At 43.0% G+C, this 22532-nt stretch carries 21 protein-coding genes; 8 read left to right on the top strand and 13 right to left on the bottom strand.

Features of this window, described 5'->3' with window-relative positions:
* Positions 1 to 428: 428 nt before the first annotated feature.
* The 12 genes from AS888_RS16185 to AS888_RS16135 form a co-directional block, all read right to left on the bottom strand.
* Positions 429 to 1130, bottom strand: coding sequence for a DUF554 domain-containing protein (locus AS888_RS16185; RefSeq protein WP_061143187.1), 702 nt, complete (start codon positions 1128 to 1130; stop codon positions 429 to 431).
* A 58-nt stretch (positions 1131 to 1188) separates the two neighbouring features.
* Positions 1189 to 2049, bottom strand: a complete 861-nt coding sequence (locus AS888_RS16180; protein WP_061143186.1) for a ParB/RepB/Spo0J family partition protein — start codon at positions 2047 to 2049, stop codon at positions 1189 to 1191.
* On the bottom strand, positions 2042 to 2803 hold the full coding sequence (locus tag AS888_RS16175) for a ParA family protein (protein ID WP_061143189.1): 762 nt from the start codon (positions 2801 to 2803) through the stop codon (positions 2042 to 2044). Before AS888_RS16175 ends, AS888_RS16180 begins: the two co-directional genes overlap by 8 nt.
* Before the next feature lie 232 nt (positions 2804 to 3035).
* Positions 3036 to 3896, bottom strand: a complete 861-nt coding sequence (gene noc / locus AS888_RS16170) for a nucleoid occlusion protein (protein ID WP_061143185.1) — start codon at positions 3894 to 3896, stop codon at positions 3036 to 3038.
* A 380-nt stretch (positions 3897 to 4276) separates the two neighbouring features.
* On the bottom strand, positions 4277 to 4993 hold the full coding sequence (gene rsmG, locus AS888_RS16165) for a 16S rRNA (guanine(527)-N(7))-methyltransferase RsmG (protein WP_061143184.1): 717 nt from the start codon (positions 4991 to 4993) through the stop codon (positions 4277 to 4279).
* A 30-nt stretch (positions 4994 to 5023) separates the two neighbouring features.
* Positions 5024 to 6910: a tRNA uridine-5-carboxymethylaminomethyl(34) synthesis enzyme MnmG gene (gene mnmG, locus AS888_RS16160; RefSeq protein WP_061143183.1), complete on the bottom strand. Its 1887-nt coding sequence runs from the start codon at positions 6908 to 6910 to the stop codon at positions 5024 to 5026.
* A 22-nt stretch (positions 6911 to 6932) separates the two neighbouring features.
* Positions 6933 to 8318, bottom strand: coding sequence for a tRNA uridine-5-carboxymethylaminomethyl(34) synthesis GTPase MnmE (mnmE, locus tag AS888_RS16155; RefSeq protein WP_061143182.1), 1386 nt, complete (start codon positions 8316 to 8318; stop codon positions 6933 to 6935).
* 357 nt (positions 8319 to 8675) lie between these two features.
* Entirely contained in the window at positions 8676 to 9296 is a 621-nt protein-coding gene (jag, locus tag AS888_RS16150; protein WP_061143181.1) for an RNA-binding cell elongation regulator Jag/EloR, read from the bottom strand.
* Entirely contained in the window at positions 9293 to 10081 is a 789-nt protein-coding gene (gene spoIIIJ, locus AS888_RS16145; protein ID WP_061143180.1) for a YidC family membrane integrase SpoIIIJ, read from the bottom strand. Before spoIIIJ ends, jag begins: the two co-directional genes overlap by 4 nt.
* 169 nt (positions 10082 to 10250) lie before the next feature.
* The gene (rnpA, locus tag AS888_RS16140; protein ID WP_061143179.1) at positions 10251 to 10607 is read right to left on the bottom strand and encodes a ribonuclease P protein component; all 357 of its coding nucleotides are present in this window, start codon (positions 10605 to 10607) and stop codon (positions 10251 to 10253) included.
* 80 nt (positions 10608 to 10687) lie between these two features.
* Positions 10688 to 10822, bottom strand: a complete 135-nt coding sequence (gene rpmH, locus AS888_RS25175; protein ID WP_081092489.1) for a 50S ribosomal protein L34 — start codon at positions 10820 to 10822, stop codon at positions 10688 to 10690.
* A 136-nt stretch (positions 10823 to 10958) separates the two neighbouring features.
* Positions 10959 to 11348: a hypothetical protein gene (locus tag AS888_RS16135; RefSeq protein ID WP_061143178.1), complete on the bottom strand. Its 390-nt coding sequence runs from the start codon at positions 11346 to 11348 to the stop codon at positions 10959 to 10961.
* A 426-nt stretch (positions 11349 to 11774) separates the two neighbouring features.
* Here AS888_RS16135 and dnaA point away from each other — a divergent pair, with 426 nt between their 5' ends.
* From dnaA to AS888_RS16095, 8 genes are all read left to right on the top strand, one after another.
* Positions 11775 to 13124, top strand: coding sequence for a chromosomal replication initiator protein DnaA (gene dnaA / locus AS888_RS16130; RefSeq protein WP_061143177.1), 1350 nt, complete (start codon positions 11775 to 11777; stop codon positions 13122 to 13124).
* A gap of 194 nt (positions 13125 to 13318) precedes the next feature.
* A complete protein-coding gene (gene dnaN, locus AS888_RS16125) occupies positions 13319 to 14455 on the top strand; it encodes a DNA polymerase III subunit beta (protein ID WP_061143176.1) in 1137 nt (378 codons plus the stop codon).
* Positions 14456 to 14659: 204 nt separating this feature from the next.
* Positions 14660 to 14872: a S4 domain-containing protein YaaA gene (gene yaaA / locus AS888_RS16120; RefSeq protein ID WP_061143175.1), complete on the top strand. Its 213-nt coding sequence runs from the start codon at positions 14660 to 14662 to the stop codon at positions 14870 to 14872.
* A gap of 21 nt (positions 14873 to 14893) precedes the next feature.
* A complete protein-coding gene (recF, locus tag AS888_RS16115) occupies positions 14894 to 16012 on the top strand; it encodes a DNA replication/repair protein RecF (protein ID WP_061143174.1) in 1119 nt (372 codons plus the stop codon).
* A gap of 12 nt (positions 16013 to 16024) precedes the next feature.
* Positions 16025 to 16294 carry an extracellular matrix regulator RemB gene (remB, locus tag AS888_RS16110; protein ID WP_061143173.1) on the top strand — a complete coding sequence of 90 codons (270 nt, stop codon included), beginning with the start codon at positions 16025 to 16027 and terminating at the stop codon, positions 16292 to 16294.
* Between the two features lie 69 nt (positions 16295 to 16363).
* Positions 16364 to 18289 carry a DNA topoisomerase (ATP-hydrolyzing) subunit B gene (gene gyrB, locus AS888_RS16105; protein WP_061143188.1) on the top strand — a complete coding sequence of 642 codons (1926 nt, stop codon included), beginning with the start codon at positions 16364 to 16366 and terminating at the stop codon, positions 18287 to 18289.
* Between the two features lie 91 nt (positions 18290 to 18380).
* Positions 18381 to 20927, top strand: coding sequence for a DNA gyrase subunit A (gyrA, locus tag AS888_RS16100; protein ID WP_061143172.1), 2547 nt, complete (start codon positions 18381 to 18383; stop codon positions 20925 to 20927).
* Positions 20928 to 21098: 171 nt separating this feature from the next.
* Positions 21099 to 22172, top strand: coding sequence for an HD-GYP domain-containing protein (locus AS888_RS16095; RefSeq protein WP_061143171.1), 1074 nt, complete (start codon positions 21099 to 21101; stop codon positions 22170 to 22172).
* A 67-nt stretch (positions 22173 to 22239) separates the two neighbouring features.
* Here the strand turns inward: AS888_RS16095 and AS888_RS26470 are convergent.
* A partial coding sequence (locus tag AS888_RS26470) for a hypothetical protein (protein WP_221408615.1) occupies positions 22240 to 22532 on the bottom strand: 293 nt, incomplete at its 5' end.

The raw sequence follows: 22532 nt of genomic DNA, 5'->3' as shown, positions 1-22532 counted from the left end.
TTAAAAAATTGTCGATGCAGGCGATGCTTACTTTCGCTGCCATGAATGTAAAGAAGATGGCCACTTGGACATGGCAAGGTCCTAAAACGGCTTAACATAGCGGCTCGAAGAGCCCAAATCTCGTAACCTTTGATCAAAATTTCAAAGGAATTTCAAAAGGGGTTCGGAATTTTTTAATTCCGAACCCCTTTTGTCTACAAACTGAAAGGATCTTCAATGGAAGATCCTTTCAGACTGCAGGCAAACTTGATGAAAATCGAGTTTGTCTATTTTTTAAGGCATGTACAATGTGGACGTTGATTGTAAAGAGAGGCCGTGCAGGTTTTTCGGCCGTTCACCGCTTATCCAGAGGAAGCCTTTTCCACCGGGAAAATTTGATAAGAACGAAACCAATTACAAGAAGGAAGGGAATGTCCCTTCCTTCTTGTTTAAACATAATACATGATCGTGACGAGAATGGCCGTAACGAGGATGCCCGGAAGCAGGTTTGCGACCCTGATTTTGGTGATGCCGATGATGTTCAGGCCTAACGCCAATATCATGACGCCCCCCGTTGCAGTCATTTCCAGTATGAACGAATCCATTAAGGCAGTCGGTATCATCGTGTTGATTTGTCTTGAAAAGATTGCAATGAAACCTTCATAAATAATGATCGGAAATGCTGAAAAGAGGACACCTATCCCTAGCGTGCTGGCAAGGACAAGTGCAGTAAACCCATCAATGATCGCTTTCGTCATCAGAACATCATGATTATTCCTGATCCCGCTATCTAGGGCACCGATAATCGCCATCGCCCCAATCCCGAATATGAGCGTAGCCGTTACAAACCCCTGCGAAATCGAAGTCCCTTCCTTGGCCTTCATCCTGCGCTCGATCCAATTCCCTAAAGAATTCAGCCTGCCTTCAAGATTGACCCATTCGCCAAGGGCAGCGCCCCCTACGATGCTTAAAATGACAAGAATGAACTGCTCACTTTTCAATCCCATCTGCAGGCCTAAAACCATGATGGCCAAGCCGATTCCACTCATGACCGTTTCTTTTATCTTTTCAGGTATATGCTGTAAATACCTTCCCAAAATCGAACCGATTAAAATGCACGCACCATTCACCAAAGTACCTAATAAAACCATCATCTAATTCACCCATTTTTCGACAGTGAAAAAATAAATCGACATGCCATTTTCCAAGTTATGAGGAAAGGTTCTCTTGATCGATCAAGTCCAGAATCCGCTCTAGATCTTCTTTTGAAAAAAATTCGATTTCTATTTTCCCTTTTTTCTTGCTCTGCTTTATCGTTACACTGGTTCCCAGCCTTTCGCGAAGGCTTGTCTCGCGCTGTTTTATGAAAATATCTTTTTTCTCTTGTTTATTTGGTTTCGTTTCACGTGAAACGCGATCGTTCAATTGATGTATGTATTGCTCCAGCTGTCTTACATTCATTCCTTCTTTGAGGATTTTATCCACTACAGGCTTCAGCATTTCCTTGTTCTTGATGCCCAGTAATGCCCGGCCATGTCCCATCGACAGTTTCCCCGCTGAGATATGGCTCCTTATCCCTTCAGGCAGCGATAGCAATCGCACATGGTTGGCAATATGGGGCCGGCTTTTCCCCAGGCGGTTGGCCAGCTGCTCCTGGGTGAATTCCAGTTTTTCCAGCAGTGTCTGATAGGCCGCCGCTTCCTCGATCGGGTTTAAATCTTCCCGTTGCAGGTTTTCCAAAATGGCCAGTTCCATCATCTGCTGTTCATTCAATTCCCGGACAACGACAGGAACTGTCTTCAAACCAGCTTCCATGGCAGCACGATAGCGTCTCTCCCCAGCCACGATTTCATATCCCTTGATACTTTTCCGGGCAATAATCGGCTGCAGGATCCCATGCTCCTCGATCGATTGCTTCAGTTCTTCTATCGCTTCAAGCCGGAAGTTCTTTCGGGGCTGATAAGGATTTGGCCTTAGTTCCCTTAATTTGATTTCGCGCACGATTTCATCTTTACTTATTTCACCATTATTGAAAAGTGCGTTAAGTCCTTTGCCAAGCCCTTTAGCCATGTGATACCACTTCCTTTGCCAATTCTAAATAGACCTCCGCTCCACGTGATTTCGGATCATAAATGATGATTGGTTCTCCATGGCTCGGTGCCTCGCTCAAACGCACATTGCGGGGTATGATCGTTTGATAAACTTTATCCTGGAAGTACTTTTTGACTTCTTCAATGACCTGGAGACCTAAATTCGTTCTCGCATCCAGCATCGTCAATAGCACACCTTCGATTTTCAACTCATGGTTCAAATGCTTTTGCACGAGTCGGACCGTATTCAAGAGTTGACTTAAGCCCTCCAATGCATAATATTCACATTGGACGGGAATCAAAACGGCATCAGCCGCCGTCAAAGCATTAAGCGTGAGCAAGCCTAGAGATGGAGGACAGTCGATCACAATGTAATCGTATTCGCTTTGCACCTCTTCCAATGCCCTTTTTAAGCGCACTTCCCTTGATATCGTTGGTACCAGTTCAATTTCAGCACCTGCAAGTTGAATGGTCGCAGGTATGGCATATAAGTTTTCCACCTTTGTTTCCAAGATGACGGCACTGGCTTCGACGTCATCCACCAATACATCATAAATACACTGCTCGACATCTGCTTTATCAATACCTGCACCGCTCGTCGCATTTCCCTGCGGATCGATATCGACCATTAAGACTTTCTGCCCTATGTAAGCAAGGCACGCACTTAGACTGACAGAAGTTGTCGTTTTTCCTACACCGCCTTTTTGATTGGCAATGGCAAGAATCTTACCCACGAATTCACCTGCTTTCAACTATCTTCAATACACCATTTATTACCGTAAATCCACTTATTTCTTTCTATTTTATCATGAATATTACTGGAAGAAATCGTTTTCTTCAATTCCACAGAAAATTGAAAAATGCCTAAACGGCACGAAAAGCGTAACACTTTCGCAAAAGATAAGCCCTGCGAAGGCAAAAAAAGCTTGGTAATCGGAGACTACCAAGCTGGGCCAAGAATGGGGATCAAGATTTTTTCTTGGGTATTTTTATCGTGAATTGATAATACTCCTCGAATTCTTCTTCCTCTGCATCCAAGTTTATTCCGTTGTCTGTAACCATGCTGAGCGATTGCCGGATCGTGTTCACGGCGATCCTCATGTCCTTACTGAACGCCTTCCGCTTAGGTTTCGGTTTTTGCACCGTACCTGTCAGAAGCTTGACGACCTGCTCTTCCGTCTGCTTGACATTCAACCCTTTTTCGATGATTTCCAAAAGCAATTTGATTTGCTTTTCCGGACTTTTCAACGGAATCAACGAACGGGCATGCCGCTCCGTAATTTGCTTTTGAAGAAGTGCATCTTGAACTTCCTGGGGCAGCTTAAGCAGCCGCAGCTTATTCGCAACGGTTGATTGCCCTATCCCCAACCTTTGTGCCAAAGCTTCCTGGGTCAAACTATGCAGCTCCAAGAGTTTACCGTATGCCAAAGCTTCTTCAATCGGTGTCAACTCTTCACGCTGAAGGTTTTCTATCAGCGCAACGGAAGCCGTTTCTGTATCGGTGAAATCCTTGATAATTGCAGGTGCCAATTCCCAGCCCAGCTTTTGCATGGCTCGAAAACGCCGTTCACCTGCAATGATTTCATATTTCCCCTGTCCATAAGCCCTTACTACAATTGGTTGAATGATTCCATGAGTATGGATCGTTTGAGCCAATTCAGCAATTTTATCGTCATTAAAAACGGTCCTTGGTTGAAATCGATTAGGTACAATATCAGAAATGGATATTTTTCTTATTTCTTCATTATTATTGCTAGGTGTCTCCATCTCTAGTTGCTGTTCTTCTTTTTCGCCAAACCCAAAGAACCGCGAAAAAGGATGCTTCATCTTCCTACACCACCTTTTAAAACTCCCAAATAACATATTCTCTATTTAAAGGACAAGTCCTGCATACATTTCCCGACATGGTTATACATATGATCCTTCACTGTAAAAAACATGTCGACTGGCGTCATCAAGGCAATATGTGGAGCGGACGACCAGTGATTTTCTACCTCTTTCGGCATGCCCCGGATTATTTCCCCGAATTGAATAGGGAAATATCGCCAACATACCAGTCCTGCTTCGAAAAATTGGCACAAGGTCTATTGTACCAAGGTCCGCCTTCATGCGGGATTATCCATTAATAAATGAATGGAATGATACCTTTATAGTAAAAGAAAACATGGACAAGTGCCAGCTCTATATGCGATTTTTCTTACTAAAGGTTATTCAATGGGCTGTTTATTCGGTGTCCCTGGTTTTCTTGGATATTTTTTCGGCGTCTTCTTCACCTTATTGACTGTAATGATGTTTCTTTCACTATTTTCTTCTGGCAAAGTGAAGTGATGGATTTCAGCAATTTTTCCGCCTAACGTGAAAATCGCCTTTTTCCCTGTATCCATTTCATCTTGTGCACTGGCTGCTTTCATGGCGATGAACGTACCCTCGGTCTTCACAAGCGGCAAGCATAATTCACTTAAAACGGACATCCTCGCCACCGCTCTTGCCATGACAATATCATAAGCTTCACGGTGCTCCGGTTTTTGGGCGAAGGTTTCCGCCCTGTCATGATAGAAGGAGACGCCCTTTAATTGCAGGGAATCCGCAAGATGATTCAAGAAAGAAATCCGCTTATTCAAGGAATCAACAATCGATACGTGAATGTCCGGGAAACAAATCTTCAATGGAATGCTTGGAAAACCAGCTCCAGCCCCAACATCGCAAATCCGATAAGGTTTGTTGAAATCGAAATAGAAGGCAGCACTGATAGAATCATAAAAATGCTTTAAATAAACCTCTTCTTTATCAGTGATGGCCGTTAAGTTCATCTTTTCGTTCCATTCAACCAATAAACGGTAATAGGTGTCAAACTGATCAAGCTGGTGAGGAGAAAGCTCGATCCCTTTCTCCTGCAACGCTCTTTGGAACTGTTCTATATTCATGTTTTCTTCAATCCTTTTTGGGTATTTCCCTTACTGAGATACTCGGGCAATCTTTCCTTGTTCCAAATAAACGAGCAAAATCGAAACATCGGCCGGATTCACACCGGAAATTCTTGAGGCCTGCGCCACCGATAGCGGAGTGACCTGTTTTAATTTTTGACGTGCTTCCGTTGCGAGGCCAGAAATGGCATCATAGTCGATATTCTCTGGAATCTTTTTATTCTCCATTTTTTTCAGGCGATCGACCTGCTGCAACGATTTTTCTATATATCCTTCATACTTGACCTGGATTTCGACCTGTTCCGTCACTTCATCACTCAGTTCGACATCGCTTGGAGCCAAACTTTGAATATGGGAATAATTCATTTCAGGCCGTTTCAATAAATCAGACGCACGGATGCCATCCTTAAGCTCACTGCCGCCACTGGCAGTGATGACCGCTTGTACCTCTTCGGTCGGTTTGATGAAATGCGATTTCAGGCGTTCTTTTTCCTGTTCGACCGCCGCTTTTTTCAAAAGGAAACGATTATAGCTCTCTTCTTTAATCATTCCAATATTGAATCCCATCTCCGTTAAGCGTAAATCGGCATTATCATGGCGCAATAATAACCGATATTCTGCCCGTGAAGTCAACAATCGATAAGGTTCATTGGTGCCTTTCGTTACAAGGTCGTCGATGAGAACCCCAATATAGGCATCGGAACGGCTTAAAATCAGCTCTTCTTTACCGATCGCTTTCAATCCGGCGTTAATACCGGCCATCAGACCTTGGCCAGCTGCTTCTTCATAACCGGAAGTGCCGTTAATTTGTCCGGCAGTATACAGATTCTTAACCTTTTTCGTTTCCAAGGTAGGCCAGAGCTGAGTAGGGACGATCGCATCATATTCAATCGCATATCCAGCACGCATCATTTCCGCCTTCTCAAGTCCCGGGATCGTTTGAAGGATCTTCACTTGCACATCTTCAGGCAGACTGGTCGATAACCCTTGCACATACACTTCCTTCGTATTGCGTCCCTCAGGCTCAAGGAAGATTTGGTGCCGCGGTTTATCATTAAAACGGACGACCTTATCTTCTATCGATGGGCAATAACGAGGTCCCGTTCCTTTTATCATTCCGGAATACATAGGGGAACGGTGCAAATTATCATCGATCAGCTGGTGCGTCCCCTCATTGGTATACGTCAGCCAGCATGGCAATTGATCGGTGATGAACTTTGTCGTTTCATAAGAAAAGGCGCGTGGCACTTCATCGCCAGGCTGTATTTCCGTTTTGCTGTAATCAATGGAAGAGCTATTCACACGGGGCGGTGTTCCCGTTTTAAAACGGACCAAATCAAACCCCAATTGCTCCAAATGTTCAGAAAGCCTGATGGAAGGCTGCTGATTATTGGGGCCGCTCGAGTATTTCAGTTCACCTAGGATGATTTCACCGCGTAAATAGGTTCCCGTGGTGATTACGACCGTTTTCGCACGATATACCGCTCCTGTTTTCGTGACGACACCCGTACAAATGTCGTTTTCAACGATCAATTCCTCTACCATCCCTTGAATCAAGGTCAGATTCTCTTGGTCTTCTATCGTCTTTTTCATTTCTTGTTGATAGAGAAATTTATCCGCCTGGGCACGGAGCGCACGAACGGCCGGACCTTTTGCCGTATTCAGCATCCTCATTTGAATATGGGTCTTGTCGATATTTTTTCCCATTTCTCCGCCTAAAGCGTCAATTTCCCTCACGACAATCCCTTTTGCCGGTCCGCCAACGGAGGGATTGCATGGCATGAAGGCGACCATATCCAAGTTAATGGTGATCATCAGCGTTTTAGCTCCCACTCTTGCAGCGGCCAGCCCTGCCTCACTACCAGCATGCCCGGCCCCAATTACAATGACATCATAGCTACCTGCTTCGTATTGCATGTCCTTTTCCTCCTTTTTTCGATTATTTTCCTAAACAAAATTGCGAGAACAATTGGTTGATTAAATTATCCTGGACGCTTTCACCAATGATTTCACCGAGGAGCTCCCATGCTTTCGTGAAATCGATTTGAACCAAATCAATCGGCGTACCCATTTCAATCGCTTCAATTGCATCGGTAATGGACTGCCGTGCCTGTCCGAGCAAAGCGATATGCCGGGCATTGGATACATAAGTCAGGTCTCCCGTTTCTAAAGCACCTTCAAAAAATAGGGAAGCAATGGCTTCCTCCAATTCGTCGACCCCTTGGTCTTCAAGTAATGAAGTGGAAACAACCTTATGGGATGCTGAATATTGCTTCACCTTTGCCCTATCGATTTTTTGTGGAAGATCCGTTTTATTGATGATGACAATAACATCCATTCCCTCGACAGCCTGGAACAGCAACTCATCCTCAGGTGTAAAATCATCGGAATAATTCAATACGAGCAGGATTAAATCAGCTTCTTTCAATACTGCACGAGACCGTTCAACCCCAATTCTTTCAACGATATCTTCCGTTTCCCGAATTCCTGCCGTATCGACAAGTTTAAGCGGAACACCGCGAACATTGACATATTCCTCGATTACATCACGCGTTGTCCCAGGAATATCCGTGACAATCGCTTTATTTTCATGAACCAAGCTGTTAAGCAAAGAAGATTTCCCGACATTGGGGCGCCCGATAATAACGGTCGCAAGCCCATCGCGAAGGATTTTCCCCTGCTGGGCTGTATGAAGCAGCTTCTCGATTTCGGTCTTGACATAACTGCCTTTTTCCAAAAATAAACGATGTGTCATTTCTTCGACATCATCATATTCCGGATAATCTATATTTACCTCGACTTGAGCGAGTGTCTGTAAAATTTCTTGGCGAAGGTTTTGGATTAATTTTGAAAGCCGGCCTTCCATTTGTCCTAAAGCAACATTCATCGCTTTATCCGTTTTAGCGCGAATCAAATCCATGACGGCCTCCGCTTGGGAAAGGTCGATCCTTCCATTCAAAAAGGCACGTTTCGTAAATTCACCCGGTTCAGCAAGACGAGCACCTTGAGAAAGGATGAGCTGCAATACCCGATTGACCGAAACGATTCCGCCGTGACAGTTAATTTCCACGACATCTTCCCTTGTAAACGTCTTTGGCCCCTTCATGACGGAAACCATGACTTCCTCTATGATTTCACTCGTTTTAGGCTGGATAAGATGTCCATAATGAATCGTATGTGAATTGACCTCAAGCAATCCTTTTCCGCCTGGTCCTTTAAAAATCCTATCGGCTATTTCTATGGCCTCATCACCGCTGATTCTAACGATGGCGATTGCCCCTTCCCCTAAAGGGGTAGAGATAGCGGTGATTGTATCGAATTCCATGTTTTCACCTCTTATATATTGATGTTTCTATATTATTTTTGATAATAAAATCGTCGAATCCCTAAATTACTACAATACCACAGTATATTCATGAAAAAAAGTAGATACTCCTTCCTTCCAAGAGTTATCCACATGCAGCGCAACCATATTCTGTAACATCCATTTTAACTTATCCACATGTGAATAACAAATGCGGCGGCTCTCCCTTTTTCCCTTTCAATACGGAATGTGCGACCATCGAAATGAAGCGTGTCGGTTATTGCTGAATGGCCCTTTATATTACATAGCTTTCGACAAAAACCGATGGCACGTCCACGTCTCACCAAAAAAAAGAACCCCTGCTCATAAGCAGAAGGTTCATTTAAGCGGCGTGATGACCAAATGGCGATAAGGTTCGACACCGCTTGAAGTTGTTTTGATTCTCGGATAATGCAACAGTGCATTATGAATGACCTTACGTTCATAGCTTGGCATCGGCTCCAATGAAACGGCCTTGCCCGTTTTCAACGCTTTGTTCGCCATTCTGTCAGCCAATTGAATTAACGTCTCATTGCGACGATTTCGATAATCTTCCGCATCGACTGTAATATTCAAGAACTGCTTCGAATGGCGATTCGCAACAAGCTGTGTTAAATATTGGAGGGAATTCAGCGTTTGACCCCTTTTCCCAATCAATAAAGCGATTTTGTCACCTGATAATTGGAATGTTACGTTCTTCCCTTTCCGGTGGACATCGATTTTGGCATCGACACCCATCTCAAGGCTGACATTCTTCAAGAATCCAAGTGTCTCCTCGATCGGATCAGGAGGCAATGTCACATGGACAATGGCCTTCCTTGCCCCAAATAAGCCGAAAAATCCTTTTTTTCCTTCTTCCTCAATTTCAATCTCGACGCGATCCTTCGTGCTGTTCAGTTGAGCTAAAGCTAAATTTACTGCTTCTTCGACAGATTGTCCTGTAGCAGTCACTTTTTTCACTTTTTCTTTGCCCCTCCCGCGTTTTCCGCAGCTGCTTTTCTAAGATCCGGACCTTTAATGAAATAGGTTTGAACGATACCAAAAAGGTTACCTACTACCCAGTAAAGAGAAAGAGCAGCGGGGAAATTAATAGCAAAAACAACAATCATGATCGGCATGATATAAAGCATCATCGTCATTTGTGCAGCCATTTGTGGATTGGAGTTCATCCCGGCCATCGACATTTTCTGTTGGATGAAAGTCGTGATCCCTGCGACTACCGGTAAAATATAATAAGGATCCGGTGAGCCTAGATCAAACCAAAGGAAACTATGTAAGGCTATTTCATGCGTACGGCTGATGGCATGGTAAAATCCGATCAGGATCGGCATTTGAACCACTATCGGCAAACATCCAGCCAGTGGATTCACATTATATTTTGAAAATAGGGCCATTGTTTCTTGCTGTAGTTTTTGTTGTGTGGCAGCATCTTTTGAGCTGTATTTCGCTTGAAGTTCCTTCATCTCAGGCTGGATGGCCTGCATGGCTTTCGAGCTTTTCACCTGTTTGATCATAAGCGGAAGCAATGCTAAGCGAATGATCAACGTGACACCGATGATACCCAAACCATAGTTCTCGCCAAATGTTTCAGAAAGCCAAATGATCAGGGCTGATAATGGATAGACGATGTATGAATTCCAAAAACCTTCACTATCCGCAGTAATCGGTTCTTTAATTTCCGTACACCCAGCTAACAGCATCATTATCGAGGCTAGTCCAATAATGAGTAATATTCGTTTTTTCAACCGTATTTTCCTCCTAACTGCAATCAATCTTTTTTTGATACTATTGCGAACTGCTCATTAGCGAAATGCAGGCCGCCATCTTCACAGTGCAAATGGGATGATCTATGTTATCTTTCTCAAATGGCTGGCATCCGCGAGAAATGCTTTGCTTCCGCCATAAAAGGAGATTTCATTTGTTTTTCTTTGAAAAGTTTAGTGATTTAGAACGTTTCAGGACATGGATCAAGCTGCTTTTCACCTGGAAAAAGTCCATCTCCGCCGCTGGTTTTCGGGCAATCAAGATATAATCCTTACCATCTTCTACATCATCTTTCAATTCCAAAAACGCTTGCCGTATGTATCTTTTGATTTGATTCCTTACAACGGCGTTGCCGATTTTTTTACTGACTGAAAGGCCTATCCGGAAATGATCCTGATCCGGCTTTTCAAGGACATAGACAACGAATTGCCGATTAGCAGAAGATTCACCTTTTTTAAATACAAGCTGAAATTCATCCTCTTTCTTAATCCTTAACTTTTTTTTCATTTTTACACCTTCATTACATGAATTGAGTCTCAGTAAATCCCTTATTTTGCGAAAAAAGACCACTGAGACTTTTCAGTGGTCTATGCAGATAATACTTTTCTGCCCTTGCGGCGACGTGCAGCGATTACTCTACGTCCGTTTTTCGTGCTCATACGTGCACGGAAACCGTGAACTTTACTATGCTTGCGTTTATTCGGTTGATAAGTTCTTTTCATTATATGACACCTCCCTGAGGAATAACAGTTAAAGACAGTCTTTACAATTATATAGATGGAGGTTTCTACTTGTCAACCTCATCCAGAAAAAATATGTTTTTTTTGCTCAATGTCCAGTAGGCCTTTTTTTTACTACCTAGCCTATTGTAAATGATTTTGCTCCGAACTGATATAGAAATTTTTGGTGAGAGGGAAATTCCCCTCCTTTTATCGCTGAACCACAAGGATGGACTCCCAATGATTTCTTTTCCAAAATCGTTGCGAATCGACAAAGAATGCAAAAACCAAAAAACGCCTCATCGAGTACACGGCGTTTTTTGCGCGAACGGCTTTGCGGTGCAGGACACTGCCTGGAAACTTCGCAATTAATTAATTTATTGGTGATCGCAGCCATCGTCTGTGGATAAAATTCGACATGTTTTTTTCTGTCCACAACCCATTTTATAGACTTTTGCACATAACAATAGCCTGTGGAAAAGTTTTTCCCACACGCTCGGTAAGTTGTGGATAAAGTTTTCTGACCCATTGCAAGACGCCTGATTTTCTGATATTATATTTGTGTTTTCACTCTGAATAACTTTATCAACAGGGAACGGTTATCCACAAACTGTGTATAACATGTGGATAGCTTATTCGACCTGTGTATATTATTTTGTCCACAGACGGTGGATATTGTCGAAAACCCTTTTTTCTTCTTTATTATATATTTCTCAAAATACCTGTTGATGAATAAACATCCAAATCTTCATCTGCTAACAAGATGTAGTCTGTACAAAGGTTGTACAGCGCAACATATAGTGATAGGGACAGACCGTTTCACAAACACAACATCCCTTATACAGCTCACCGAAACCTTGCTGTCCAAATAGATAAAGACGGCAATCGATGAGTTTATTTGTGCCTATACAAATAGATGACATTCATAAAAATATTTTGCAAAGGAGGGATAAGTTTGGACAACATCGATAGCCTCTGGAACCAGGCGCTCGGAAAAATCGAAAAAAAAATCAGTAAACCAAGCTTTGAAACTTGGCTTAAATCCACCAAGGCCTATTTACTTCAAGGTGATACGTTAACGGTCACCGCTCCCAATGAATTCGCCAGGGATTGGCTCGAAGAACGCTATTCCCATCTTATTTCTGATGTATTGTTTGAACTTACCGGTGAGGAATTGGAAGCGAAATTCATCATTCCCCCCAATCAAGAAGACGATGATTTCACCGTTCCTGTTCAGCCTAAAAAGATCAAAAAACAAGATAAAGAGCATGCTGCATTCCCGCAGCATATGTTGAATGCGAAAAATACCTTTGATACTTTTGTCATCGGCTCCGGCAATCGTTTTGCCCATGCCGCGTCTCTCGCTGTCGCAGAAGCTCCAGCCAAAGCCTATAATCCATTATTCATATATGGGGGCGTCGGGCTTGGTAAAACGCATTTAATGCATGCGATCGGACACTATGTACTTGAGCATAATCCGAAAGCAAAGGTCGTATATTTATCATCAGAAAAATTCACGAATGAATTCATCAATTCCATCCGGGACAATAAAGCCGGGGAATTCCGTGACCGATACCGAAGCGTGGATGTTTTATTAATTGATGATATTCAATTCCTAGCGGGAAAAGAACAAACGCAAGAAGAATTTTTCCATACATTCAACGCCCTGCATGAGGAAAGCAAGCAAATCGTCATCTCAAGTGACCGCCCGCCAAAGGAGATTCCTACACTCGAGGATCGTCTCCGCTCCAGGTTCGAATGGGGGCTCATCACGGATATCACACCTCCTGATTTGGAAACGCGGATAGCCATTTTACGTAAGAAGGCTAAAGCTGAAGGGCTGGATATCCCGAATGAAGTCATGCTTTATATCGCCAATCAAATCGATTCCAATATCCGTGAGCTTGAAGGGGCACTGATTCGCGTCGTGGCTTATTCTTCATTGATCAATAAGGACATCAATGCAGATTTGGCAGCTGAAGCATTAAAGGACATCATCCCTAGCTCTAAACCTAAAATCATCACCATACTGGAGATCCAGAAGACGGTCGGTGAGCATTATAGTGTCAAGCTGGAGGACTTCAAGGCAAAAAAACGGACGAAATCGGTGGCTTTCCCAAGGCAGATTGCCATGTACCTTTCCAGGGAGCTGACGGACTCATCACTGCCTAAGATCGGTGACGAATTCGGAGGCCGGGATCATACCACCGTTATCCATGCCCATGAAAAAATTTCTAAGCTCATGCAGACGGATACCCAGCTTCAACGTCAGGTCAAAGAAATACAAGATCAGTTGAAGGTATAATCTTATTCTGGATAATGTGTATAACCGACGACAACTTACACACAGTCTGTCCACAAGTGGATAGACTGTTTTTCCTTAGGGTGAATCGACTTATCCACATATCAACAGGCCCTACTACTATTACTACTATCTTTTTTAATAAAAATTATTAATAAATATGCCTGGTAGGCAATTAAAAAATTGGAGGATGAAGCATGAGATTTATAATCCAAAGAGATCGATTAGTTCATAGTGTCCAAGAAGTAATGAAAGCCGTCACATCGAGGACAACCATTCCAATCCTGACAGGGATAAAAATAACCGTTACGAGTGAAGGTGTAACGTTAACCGGAAGTGATTCGGATATTTCCATCCAATCATTCATTCCAACCGAAGTCGATGGAGATGAAATCGTTGAAGTGAAAAATAGCGGCGGCATTGTCCTGAATGCCCGCTTCTTCAGTGAAATCGTCAAAAAACTTCCGATGGATACAGTCGAAATTGAAGTGGAAAATAATTTTCAAACGATCATCCGCTCGGGAAAAGCTGAATTCAACTTGAATGGATTGGACCCTGAAGAATATCCACATCTTCCGATCATTGAAGAAGAGAACATTTTCAAACTGCCAACAGATCTTTTGAAGACCCTTATCCGTCAAACTGGCTTTGCTGTGTCCACGTCAGAAACACGCCCAATCTTGACAGGTGTAAACCTCAAGGTCCAAGATGACGAATTGACCTGTATTGCAACAGATAGCCATAGACTCGCAATGAGAACCGCAAAAATCGAAAATAAAATCACAGGAACCTATAGTGTCGTCATTCCGGGTAAAAGCCTGAATGAATTGAGTAAGATCCTGGATGATACAAACGAACTGATTGAAATTGTCATTACCGAAAACCAAGTCCTTTTCAAGGCTGAGAATTTATTATTCTTCTCAAGATTGCTTGAGGGTAATTATCCTGATACATCCCGCTTGATCCCTTCGGATAGCAAAACGGATGTAACCGTCCATACAAAAGACTTTCTCCAAGCGATCGACAGGGCATCTTTATTGGCGAGAGAAGGAAGAAATAATGTCGTCAAACTGACAACCCTTGAGGGACGCATTATCGAGGTCTCTTCCAATACTCCCGAAATTGGTAAAGTAATCGAAGAGGTCCAGGCCGAAGCCATTGAAGGTGAAGATCTGAAAATCTCATTCAGTGCCAAATTCGTCATGGATGCTTTAAAGGCATTGGAAGGAACCGATATAAAAATAAACTTCACTGGTGCGATGCGTCCATTTGTCATCCGTCCGCTTCATGATGAATCGATGCTGCAATTGATTCTGCCGGTTAGAACTTATTAGGCAAAAATAATATTTCGATATAATTAAAGGCTTGTTTAACAAGCCTTTAATTTTTTTATATTCCAAACATGGGGCGGCATTTGGTCTTGCCAGTAACTTAAGAAACCTTATAAATGAGCGATGAAAAAGCTATACTTTGTCTTAATGGCTTTTTTTTAGTAAAATAAAGTATTAAAGACTACTTGGAAATGAGTGAGGCAGGAAATGGATTCGATAAAAATAAGCACGGAATATATCACGCTTGGACAATTCTTGAAATTAGCCGATTTGATCCAGAGCGGCGGAATGGCAAAATGGTTCTTGAGCGAATATGAGGTTTTCATAAATGGCGAATTAGATGTGAGAAGAGGCAGGAAGTTAAGATCAGGGGATAAAGTGGAGATTCCTGGATTTGGCACATTCACAATAACAAGCTAAAACATAAGGGAAGAGCGGAATATGTATATTGAAAATATAAGTTTAAGAAATTACCGCAACTATACCGAATTGAACCTGGATTTTGAAAATAAAGTCAATGTAATCCTCGGCGAAAATGCCCAGGGGAAGACAAATGTCATGGAATCGATATTCGTTTTAGCGATGGCAAAATCCCATCGGACCTCAAATGATAAAGAACTTATTCGCTGGGATGAAGAGTATGCTAAAATAGAAGGCAGAGTTAGAAAGAGAAATACCTCAATACCACTTGAGCTGACCATTTCAAAAAAAGGGAAAAAGGCGAAGTGCAACCATATTGAACAAAGAAAATTAAGTCAATATGTCGGAAATATGAACGTGGTCATGTTTGCGCCTGAGGATTTAAACCTTGTCAAGGGAAGTCCTATAGTCAGACGCCGTTTTATAGATATGGAAATTGGCCAGGTTTCTCCCGTATACCTTCATGATATGAGCCAATATCATAAAATACTTCAACAAAGAAATCATTACTTAAAGCTTTTGCAGACCCGGAAACAAACGGATACGACGATGCTTGACGTGCTAACTGATCAATTCATCCAGTATGCAGCGAAAATTGTCGAAAGAAGATATGAGTTTCTTTCAAAGCTCCAGCAATGGGCAGAGCCGATCCATTCGGGGATCTCCAGAAATCTAGAAGTATTGAAAATCCAATATAAACCGTCGCTTGATGTATCAGAATCTATGGATTTGACGAAAATGATAGAAGTATACACAGAAAAATTTGATAAAATAAAAACAAGGGAAATTGAACGGGGTGTAACGCTGGTCGGTCCTCATCGTGACGACCTGGTTTTTTTTGTGAATGACCGTGATGTCCAGACATATGGTTCACAAGGACAGCAGCGTACAACCGCGCTCTCCCTGAAGCTTGCCGAAATCGAGCTGATCCATGAGGAAATCGGCGAGTATCCCATTTTATTATTGGATGATGTGCTATCGGAACTTGACGATTTCCGTCAATCCCATTTACTGAATACGATTCAAGGAAAAGTGCAAACATTCGTGACGACACCCTCCGTTGATGGAATCGATCATCAAACCCTGAGAGAAGCGACCACCTTTTATGTTAGTCAAGGAAGTATAAAAAAGGTTAAATGATGAGGTGAATGTATGTATCTCCATATTGGTGAAGACGTTCTTGTGAAAACGGATGATGTCATAGCCATTTTAGATAAGAAGCTGCTCCAGGCATCTCCGATCATGATTGAGTTTTTGGAGAAAAAGTCTGATGTGACTTCACATTTAGCAAAAAACTCGGTTAAATCGATAGTAGTGACGGATAGGCAAGTCTATTATTCACCGCTTGCTTCTTCCACTCTGAAAAAGCGTTCACTGCAGCCATCGTTATTGATCGATGATATAGATGTTCTTGGAATATAAGGACTTAAGCGATAATTACTTCGGAAAATTGATAATGCCAAAAGAAAAGTGTAGGTGATACGAATGACAATGGAACAAAAAGAAGTACAAGCTCAGGCATACGATGAGAATCAGATACAGGTTTTAGAAGGCTTAGAAGCAGTTCGTAAACGTCCGGGGATGTATATCGGCACTACCTCTGCAAAAGGACTTCACCATCTTGTTTGGGAAATTGTCGATAACAGTATTGATGAGGCACTAGCGGGTTTCTGTACGGAAATCAAAGTGACGATCGAAAAAGACAATAGCATAACGGTAGTCGATAATGGACGGGGAATTCCAGTGGGGATCCATGAAAAAATGGGACGTCCCGCTGTAGAAGTAATCATGACGGTCCTTCATGCTGGCGGAAAGTTTGGCGGCGGGGGATATAAGGTCTCCGGCGGTCTGCACGGTGTCGGTGCATCTGTCGTTAATGCCCTATCGACGGTATTGGAAGTGTATGTCCATCGTGATGGCAAAATCCATTATCAGCAATTCAATCGCGGGGTTCCGAAGGAAGATTTGAAAATCATCGGGGAAACCGATCATACGGGTACGACGGTCCACTTCATTCCTGATGGCGAAATTTTTACGGAGTCGTTGGAGTACGATTTCGACACGTTAGCCACCCGTATCCGTGAGCTTGCGTTCCTGAATAAAGGCTTGAAACTCATCATTGAGGATAAACGTGAAGAAGAAGAGAAAATCAGGGAATATCATTATGAGGGCGGAATTAAATCTTATGTCGAGCACTTGAACCGTTCGAAAGAAGTGCTGCATGAGGAGCCGATTTTCATGGAAGGCGAGAAAGATGGGATTTCTGTCGAATTAGCTTTGCAATACAATGACAGCTATATCAGCAATGTCTTTTCTTTTGCCAATAATATTCACACCTATGAAGGCGGTACGCATGAATCGGGATTCAAGACGGCCCTGACCCGGGTCATCAATGATTATGCAAGGAAAAACGGTCTCCTGAAAGAAGCCGATTCCAATTTCTCCGGTGAAGATGTCCGGGAAGGCCTGACGGCAATCATTTCGATCAAGCATCCTGAACCCCAATTCGAAGGTCAAACGAAAACCAAACTTGGAAATTCAGAAGTAAGAACGGTAACTGATTCCATCCTTTCTGAGCGGCTTGATTCTTTCTTATATGAAAATCCGGCCGTGGCCAGGAAAATTGTCGATAAAGGGCAAATGGCAGCAAGGGCCCGTATGGCAGCCAAGAAAGCCCGTGAATTGACTCGAAGGAAGAGTGCGCTTGAAGTTTCCAACCTTCCGGGAAAATTGGCGGATTGTTCATCCAAGGACCCGGCTATCAGTGAATTGTACATCGTTGAAGGAAACTCGGCGGGAGGTTCGGCCAAGCAAGGGCGCGACCGTCATTTCCAAGCGATTTTGCCGCTAAGGGGTAAAATCCTGAACGTAGAAAAAGCAAGATTGGATAGAATCTTGCATAACGAGGAAATAGGCACGATCATCACCGCACTAGGAACGGGAATTGGTGATGAATTCAATATTGAAAAAGCCCGATATCATAAAATCGTCATCATGACCGATGCCGATGTGGATGGAGCCCATATCAGAACGCTGATGTTGACATTCTTCTACAGATATATGCGCAAAATCATCGAATATGGTTATATATACATTGCTCAGCCGCCACTTTTCAAAATCCAGCAAGGGAAAAAAGTGGATTATGCCTATAACGATCGACAGCTTGAAGAAATCATGGCGAGTTTGCCAAGCACTCCAAAGCCTAACCTGCAGCGCTACAAGGGGCTGGGGGAAATGAACCCCGAGCAATTATGGGAAACGACCATGAACCCTGAAACGAGAACGCTGCTTCAAGTCAGCTTGAAAGATGCGGCCGAGGCGGATGAAACATTCGAGATGCTGATGGGCGACAAGGTTGAGCCTAGACGTAACTTCATCGAAGAAAATGCAATTTATGTAAAAAATCTTGATGTTTGATTTTTTGACAGGATGCTCTTACATCCTGTTCTTTACATAGTTCTAGTTAAAATTAAACGAGAGTATAAGCTTTTTATAGGAGGTTGGCTCCATGTCAGAAAATGAAAGATCAGGTGTGAAAGAAATAAATATAAGTACCGAGATGCGGACATCTTTTTTGGATTACGCGATGAGCGTTATCGTATCTCGTGCTTTGCCTGATGTAAGGGACGGTTTAAAACCGGTGCACCGAAGAATTCTTTATGCAATGAATGACCTTGGAATGACTTCGGATAAACCATTTAAAAAATCGGCACGTATTGTTGGGGAAGTAATCGGTAAGTATCACCCCCACGGTGATTCTGCCGTCTATGAAACGATGGTACGGATGGCGCAGCCCTTTAACTATCGTTATATGCTTGTGGATGGTCACGGGAATTTCGGTTCAGTCGATGGAGACCAAGCTGCTGCAATGAGGTATACAGAAGCAAGGATGTCGAAAATCTCGATGGAGCTGCTTCGGGACTTAAATAAAGACACGGTCAACTTCCAGGATAACTATGATGGGTCGGAAAGAGAACCGGCTGTCATGCCAGCCCGTTTCCCTAACCTTTTGGTGAATGGTTCATCTGGTATAGCGGTAGGGATGGCAACCAATATACCCCCGCATCAATTAGGTGAGGTAATTGATGGCGTGTTGGCTATAAGCAAAAATCCTGACATTACGATACCGGAGCTGATGGAATACATTCCAGGACCCGACTTCCCGACAGCCGGGTTAATCTTAGGCAGAAGCGGAATCAGGAAAGCCTATGAAACTGGAAAAGGATCAATCATTCAACGGGCGAGAGTCGAGATTGAAGAAAAACCTAACGGAAAACAAGTTATCCTCGTTAAAGAAATTCCTTATCAAGTGAATAAAGCAAGGTTGATCGAAAAGATTGCCGAACTTGCCCGAGACAAGAAAATCGAAGGCATCACCGATTTACGGGATGAATCGGATCGCAACGGCATGCGCATCGTCATGGAGCTTCGCAAGGACGTTAATGCAAATGTCCTGTTGAATAACCTGTACAAGCATACTGCCATGCAGACAACCTTCGGGATCAATTTGCTTGCCTTGGTTGACGGTCAGCCAAAAGTATTGAACTTAAAACAATGCCTGCAATACTACTTACAGCACCAGCAAGTGGTCATACGCCGCAGGACGGAATTTGAATTGCGCAAAGCGGAGGCCCGCGCCCATATTTTAGAGGGCTTGAGGATTGCACTGGATAATCTGGATGCGGTCATATCGTTAATCCGTAATTCACAAACTACCGACATTGCCCGTGAAGGGTTAATGACACAGTTTTCACTTTCCGAAAAACAGGCGCAGGCCATTTTGGATATGCGTTTGCAGCGTCTGACTGGTTTGGAACGCGAAAAAATCGAAGATGAATATCAAGCATTAATGGCCATCATTGCAGAATATAAAGCGATTCTGGCTGATGAAGAAAAGGTTCTTGAAATCATCCGTGAAGAGCTTCTTGAAATCAAAGAACGTTTTAATGATAAGCGCAGAACGGAAATCACATTAGCGGGCTTTGAGAGTTTGGAAGATGAGGATCTAATCCCAGAGGAAAATATCATCGTGACGCTTACCCATAACGGTTATATTAAACGTCTGCCTGCAACGACATACCGCAGCCAAAAACGCGGCGGCCGCGGGATTCAGGGCATGGGAACGAATACAGATGATTTTGTCGGTCATTTGTTGACCACATCGACTCATGACACGCTATTATTCTTCACGAACAAAGGTAAAGTATACCGTTCGAAAGGATACGAAATACCTGAGTACGGCAGGACGGCAAAAGGCTTGCCGCTCATCAACCTATTGGAAGTGGATAAGGGCGAGTGGGTCAATGCCATCATACCGGTGAAGGAATTTGCCGATGATTGGTATTTATTCTTCACGACGCGGCACGGGATATCGAAGCGTACACCGTTGTCTTCTTTTGCCAACATCCGTAATAATGGGTTAATCGCTCTAGGTTTACGGGAAGATGATGAATTGATTTCCGTTCGTCTTACGAATGGAGATAAACAGATCATCATCGGAACGAAGTCCGGAATGATGATCCGTTTCCCAGAGACGGATGTACGGACGATGGGCCGTACTGCAGCAGGAGTGAAAGGGATATCCTTAAGGTCCGATGATGAAGTGGTCGGTATGGAAATCCTTGAAGATGATGAAGAAGTCTTGATCGTTACGAAAAATGGATATGGAAAAAGGACCTCTGCTGAGGAATACCGTATCCAAAGCCGAGGCGGCAAAGGGATAAAAACATGTAATGTAACGGAGAAAAATGGCGAACTGATCGCCGTGAAAACCGTTACGGGTGAAGATGAGGACTTGATGCTCATTACAGCTGCAGGTGTATTGATCCGGATGGAAGTCGAAGGCATCTCCAAAACGGGCCGTAATACTCAAGGGGTCAAACTGATCCGCCTTGAATCCGCAGACAATGAATATGTCTCGACGGTGGCCATCGTTGGTAGAGAAGAAGAAGAGGAAGCAGATATGGAGCAAGATCCAACAGCCGATCAAGAAACAATATCGGAACCCACTGTTGTGAGCGAGAATGAAGAAACCGAAAAAGATCCAGAAGAATAATGGTAAGCGGCCCAGCGATAAAATGCTGGGCCTTTTTTTGTTGGGTAAAAGGTCATGGAACTTGTGTTGAAAAAGTGTATTTGTAGGTATATAATCATAAAGAAAGATAGTTTTTACCATGTTTTTCAAGTGGAATGATATTCATTACTACTACTATCGAGGTGAACCGTTTTGCTAGTAAAAACACGCTATTTAACGGAAGGCTGTATTCTTTCCAAAGAAATCAGAGGTCTCGCCGACCGTCCTATCATGTATGAAAAAACAATATTGACCGCGGAGTCGATCGAGGCTTTGGAGGCTTTTTTAATTTCGGAGGTAAGCGTTGAAAAAACGTTGATTGATGGAAAGAAGTTTTTACCGAAAGAAGTGATAGATCCGGAATTGGACGAATTGGAAGAGTCGTCCGATTTTACCGATTTGTATCTTAAGTCCGTTCAAACTTATAAGCGATTATTCAGGAACTGGCAAGCCGGCAGCAAGGTAGAGGTGGCCATGATCCGTTTAATCATCATTCCCCTAGTGGATAAAGCACTGGAGGAACCAGGCAACATTTTAATGCTGCACCATTACTGCAATAAAGAGGACTACACCTTTCACCATGCCATTTCCATCGGATTAATAGGAAGCTATATTGCATCTAAAATGAAATACAGCAAGGCCGACGTCTACCAGGTGGCCATTGGCGGATGTCTCGCGGACTGTGGGATGGCTAAGGTCGCCCCAAGATTATTAAATAAGATGGAAGACTTAACTGCGGAGGATTATGAGGAGATCCACAATCACCCCATTTTCAGTTATAAAATGATAAAAGATAGCTCCATCATAAAGGACAGCGTAAAGATTGCGATACTAGAGCATCATGGAAGGCTGGATGGAACGGGTTATCCGAGAAGGCTGAATGCCAAACCGATGAATTTGTTTTCAAAGATCATTGCAGTGGCAGACGTCTTTCATGCGATGACCTCCGAGAGGGTATACAGGAAGAAACAGTCGCCATTTAGAGTATTGGAAATGATATTACATGATGACTTCGGTAAATTTGATATAGAAGTAGTGAAAACCTTGTTATCAAGCTTCTCCAGTTTTTCCATAGGAAGCAGGGTCAAGCTGAACAATGGCTTTATTGCCGAAATCATTTTCATTGATGCCAGTAACCAAACAAGGCCGATCGTCAAGGTGAAAGATAGTGAAGAAATTATCAATTTAAGTCTGACTCGGGAATTATATATAGAAGAAATACTTTAATGGTTAAGGATGGCCTACTCCTAAAAAGATATGTCCTTCCATCTTATTAGGGGTATATCCCAGACTATCATTCATCCATTTCATTTATTTTAAAATAACTCTTGCTTTTGTTTTCGATACTAGATATAATAACTAAGTCGACAGCGAAAGAAAAAAAGTTGTTGACAAAAGATAATATAGTTGATATATTATTAAAGTCGCTTCTAAGGAAACGGCAACTAATCGCTCTTTGAAAACTGAACAAAACAAAGCGCCAACGTTTAAATTTTAAGTGAGCACACACTATCAAAAAAGCAAATGAGCAAGTCAAACATTTCTTCGGAGAGTTTGATCCTGGCTCAGGACGAACGCTGGCGGCGT

This window comes from Peribacillus simplex, from assembly GCF_001542915.1.
Lineage (GTDB): Bacteria > Bacillota > Bacilli > Bacillales > DSM-1321 > Peribacillus > Peribacillus simplex_B.
The sequence above is the reverse complement of the archived record's forward strand: the minus strand, read 5'-3'. Positions and strand labels throughout refer to the sequence as shown.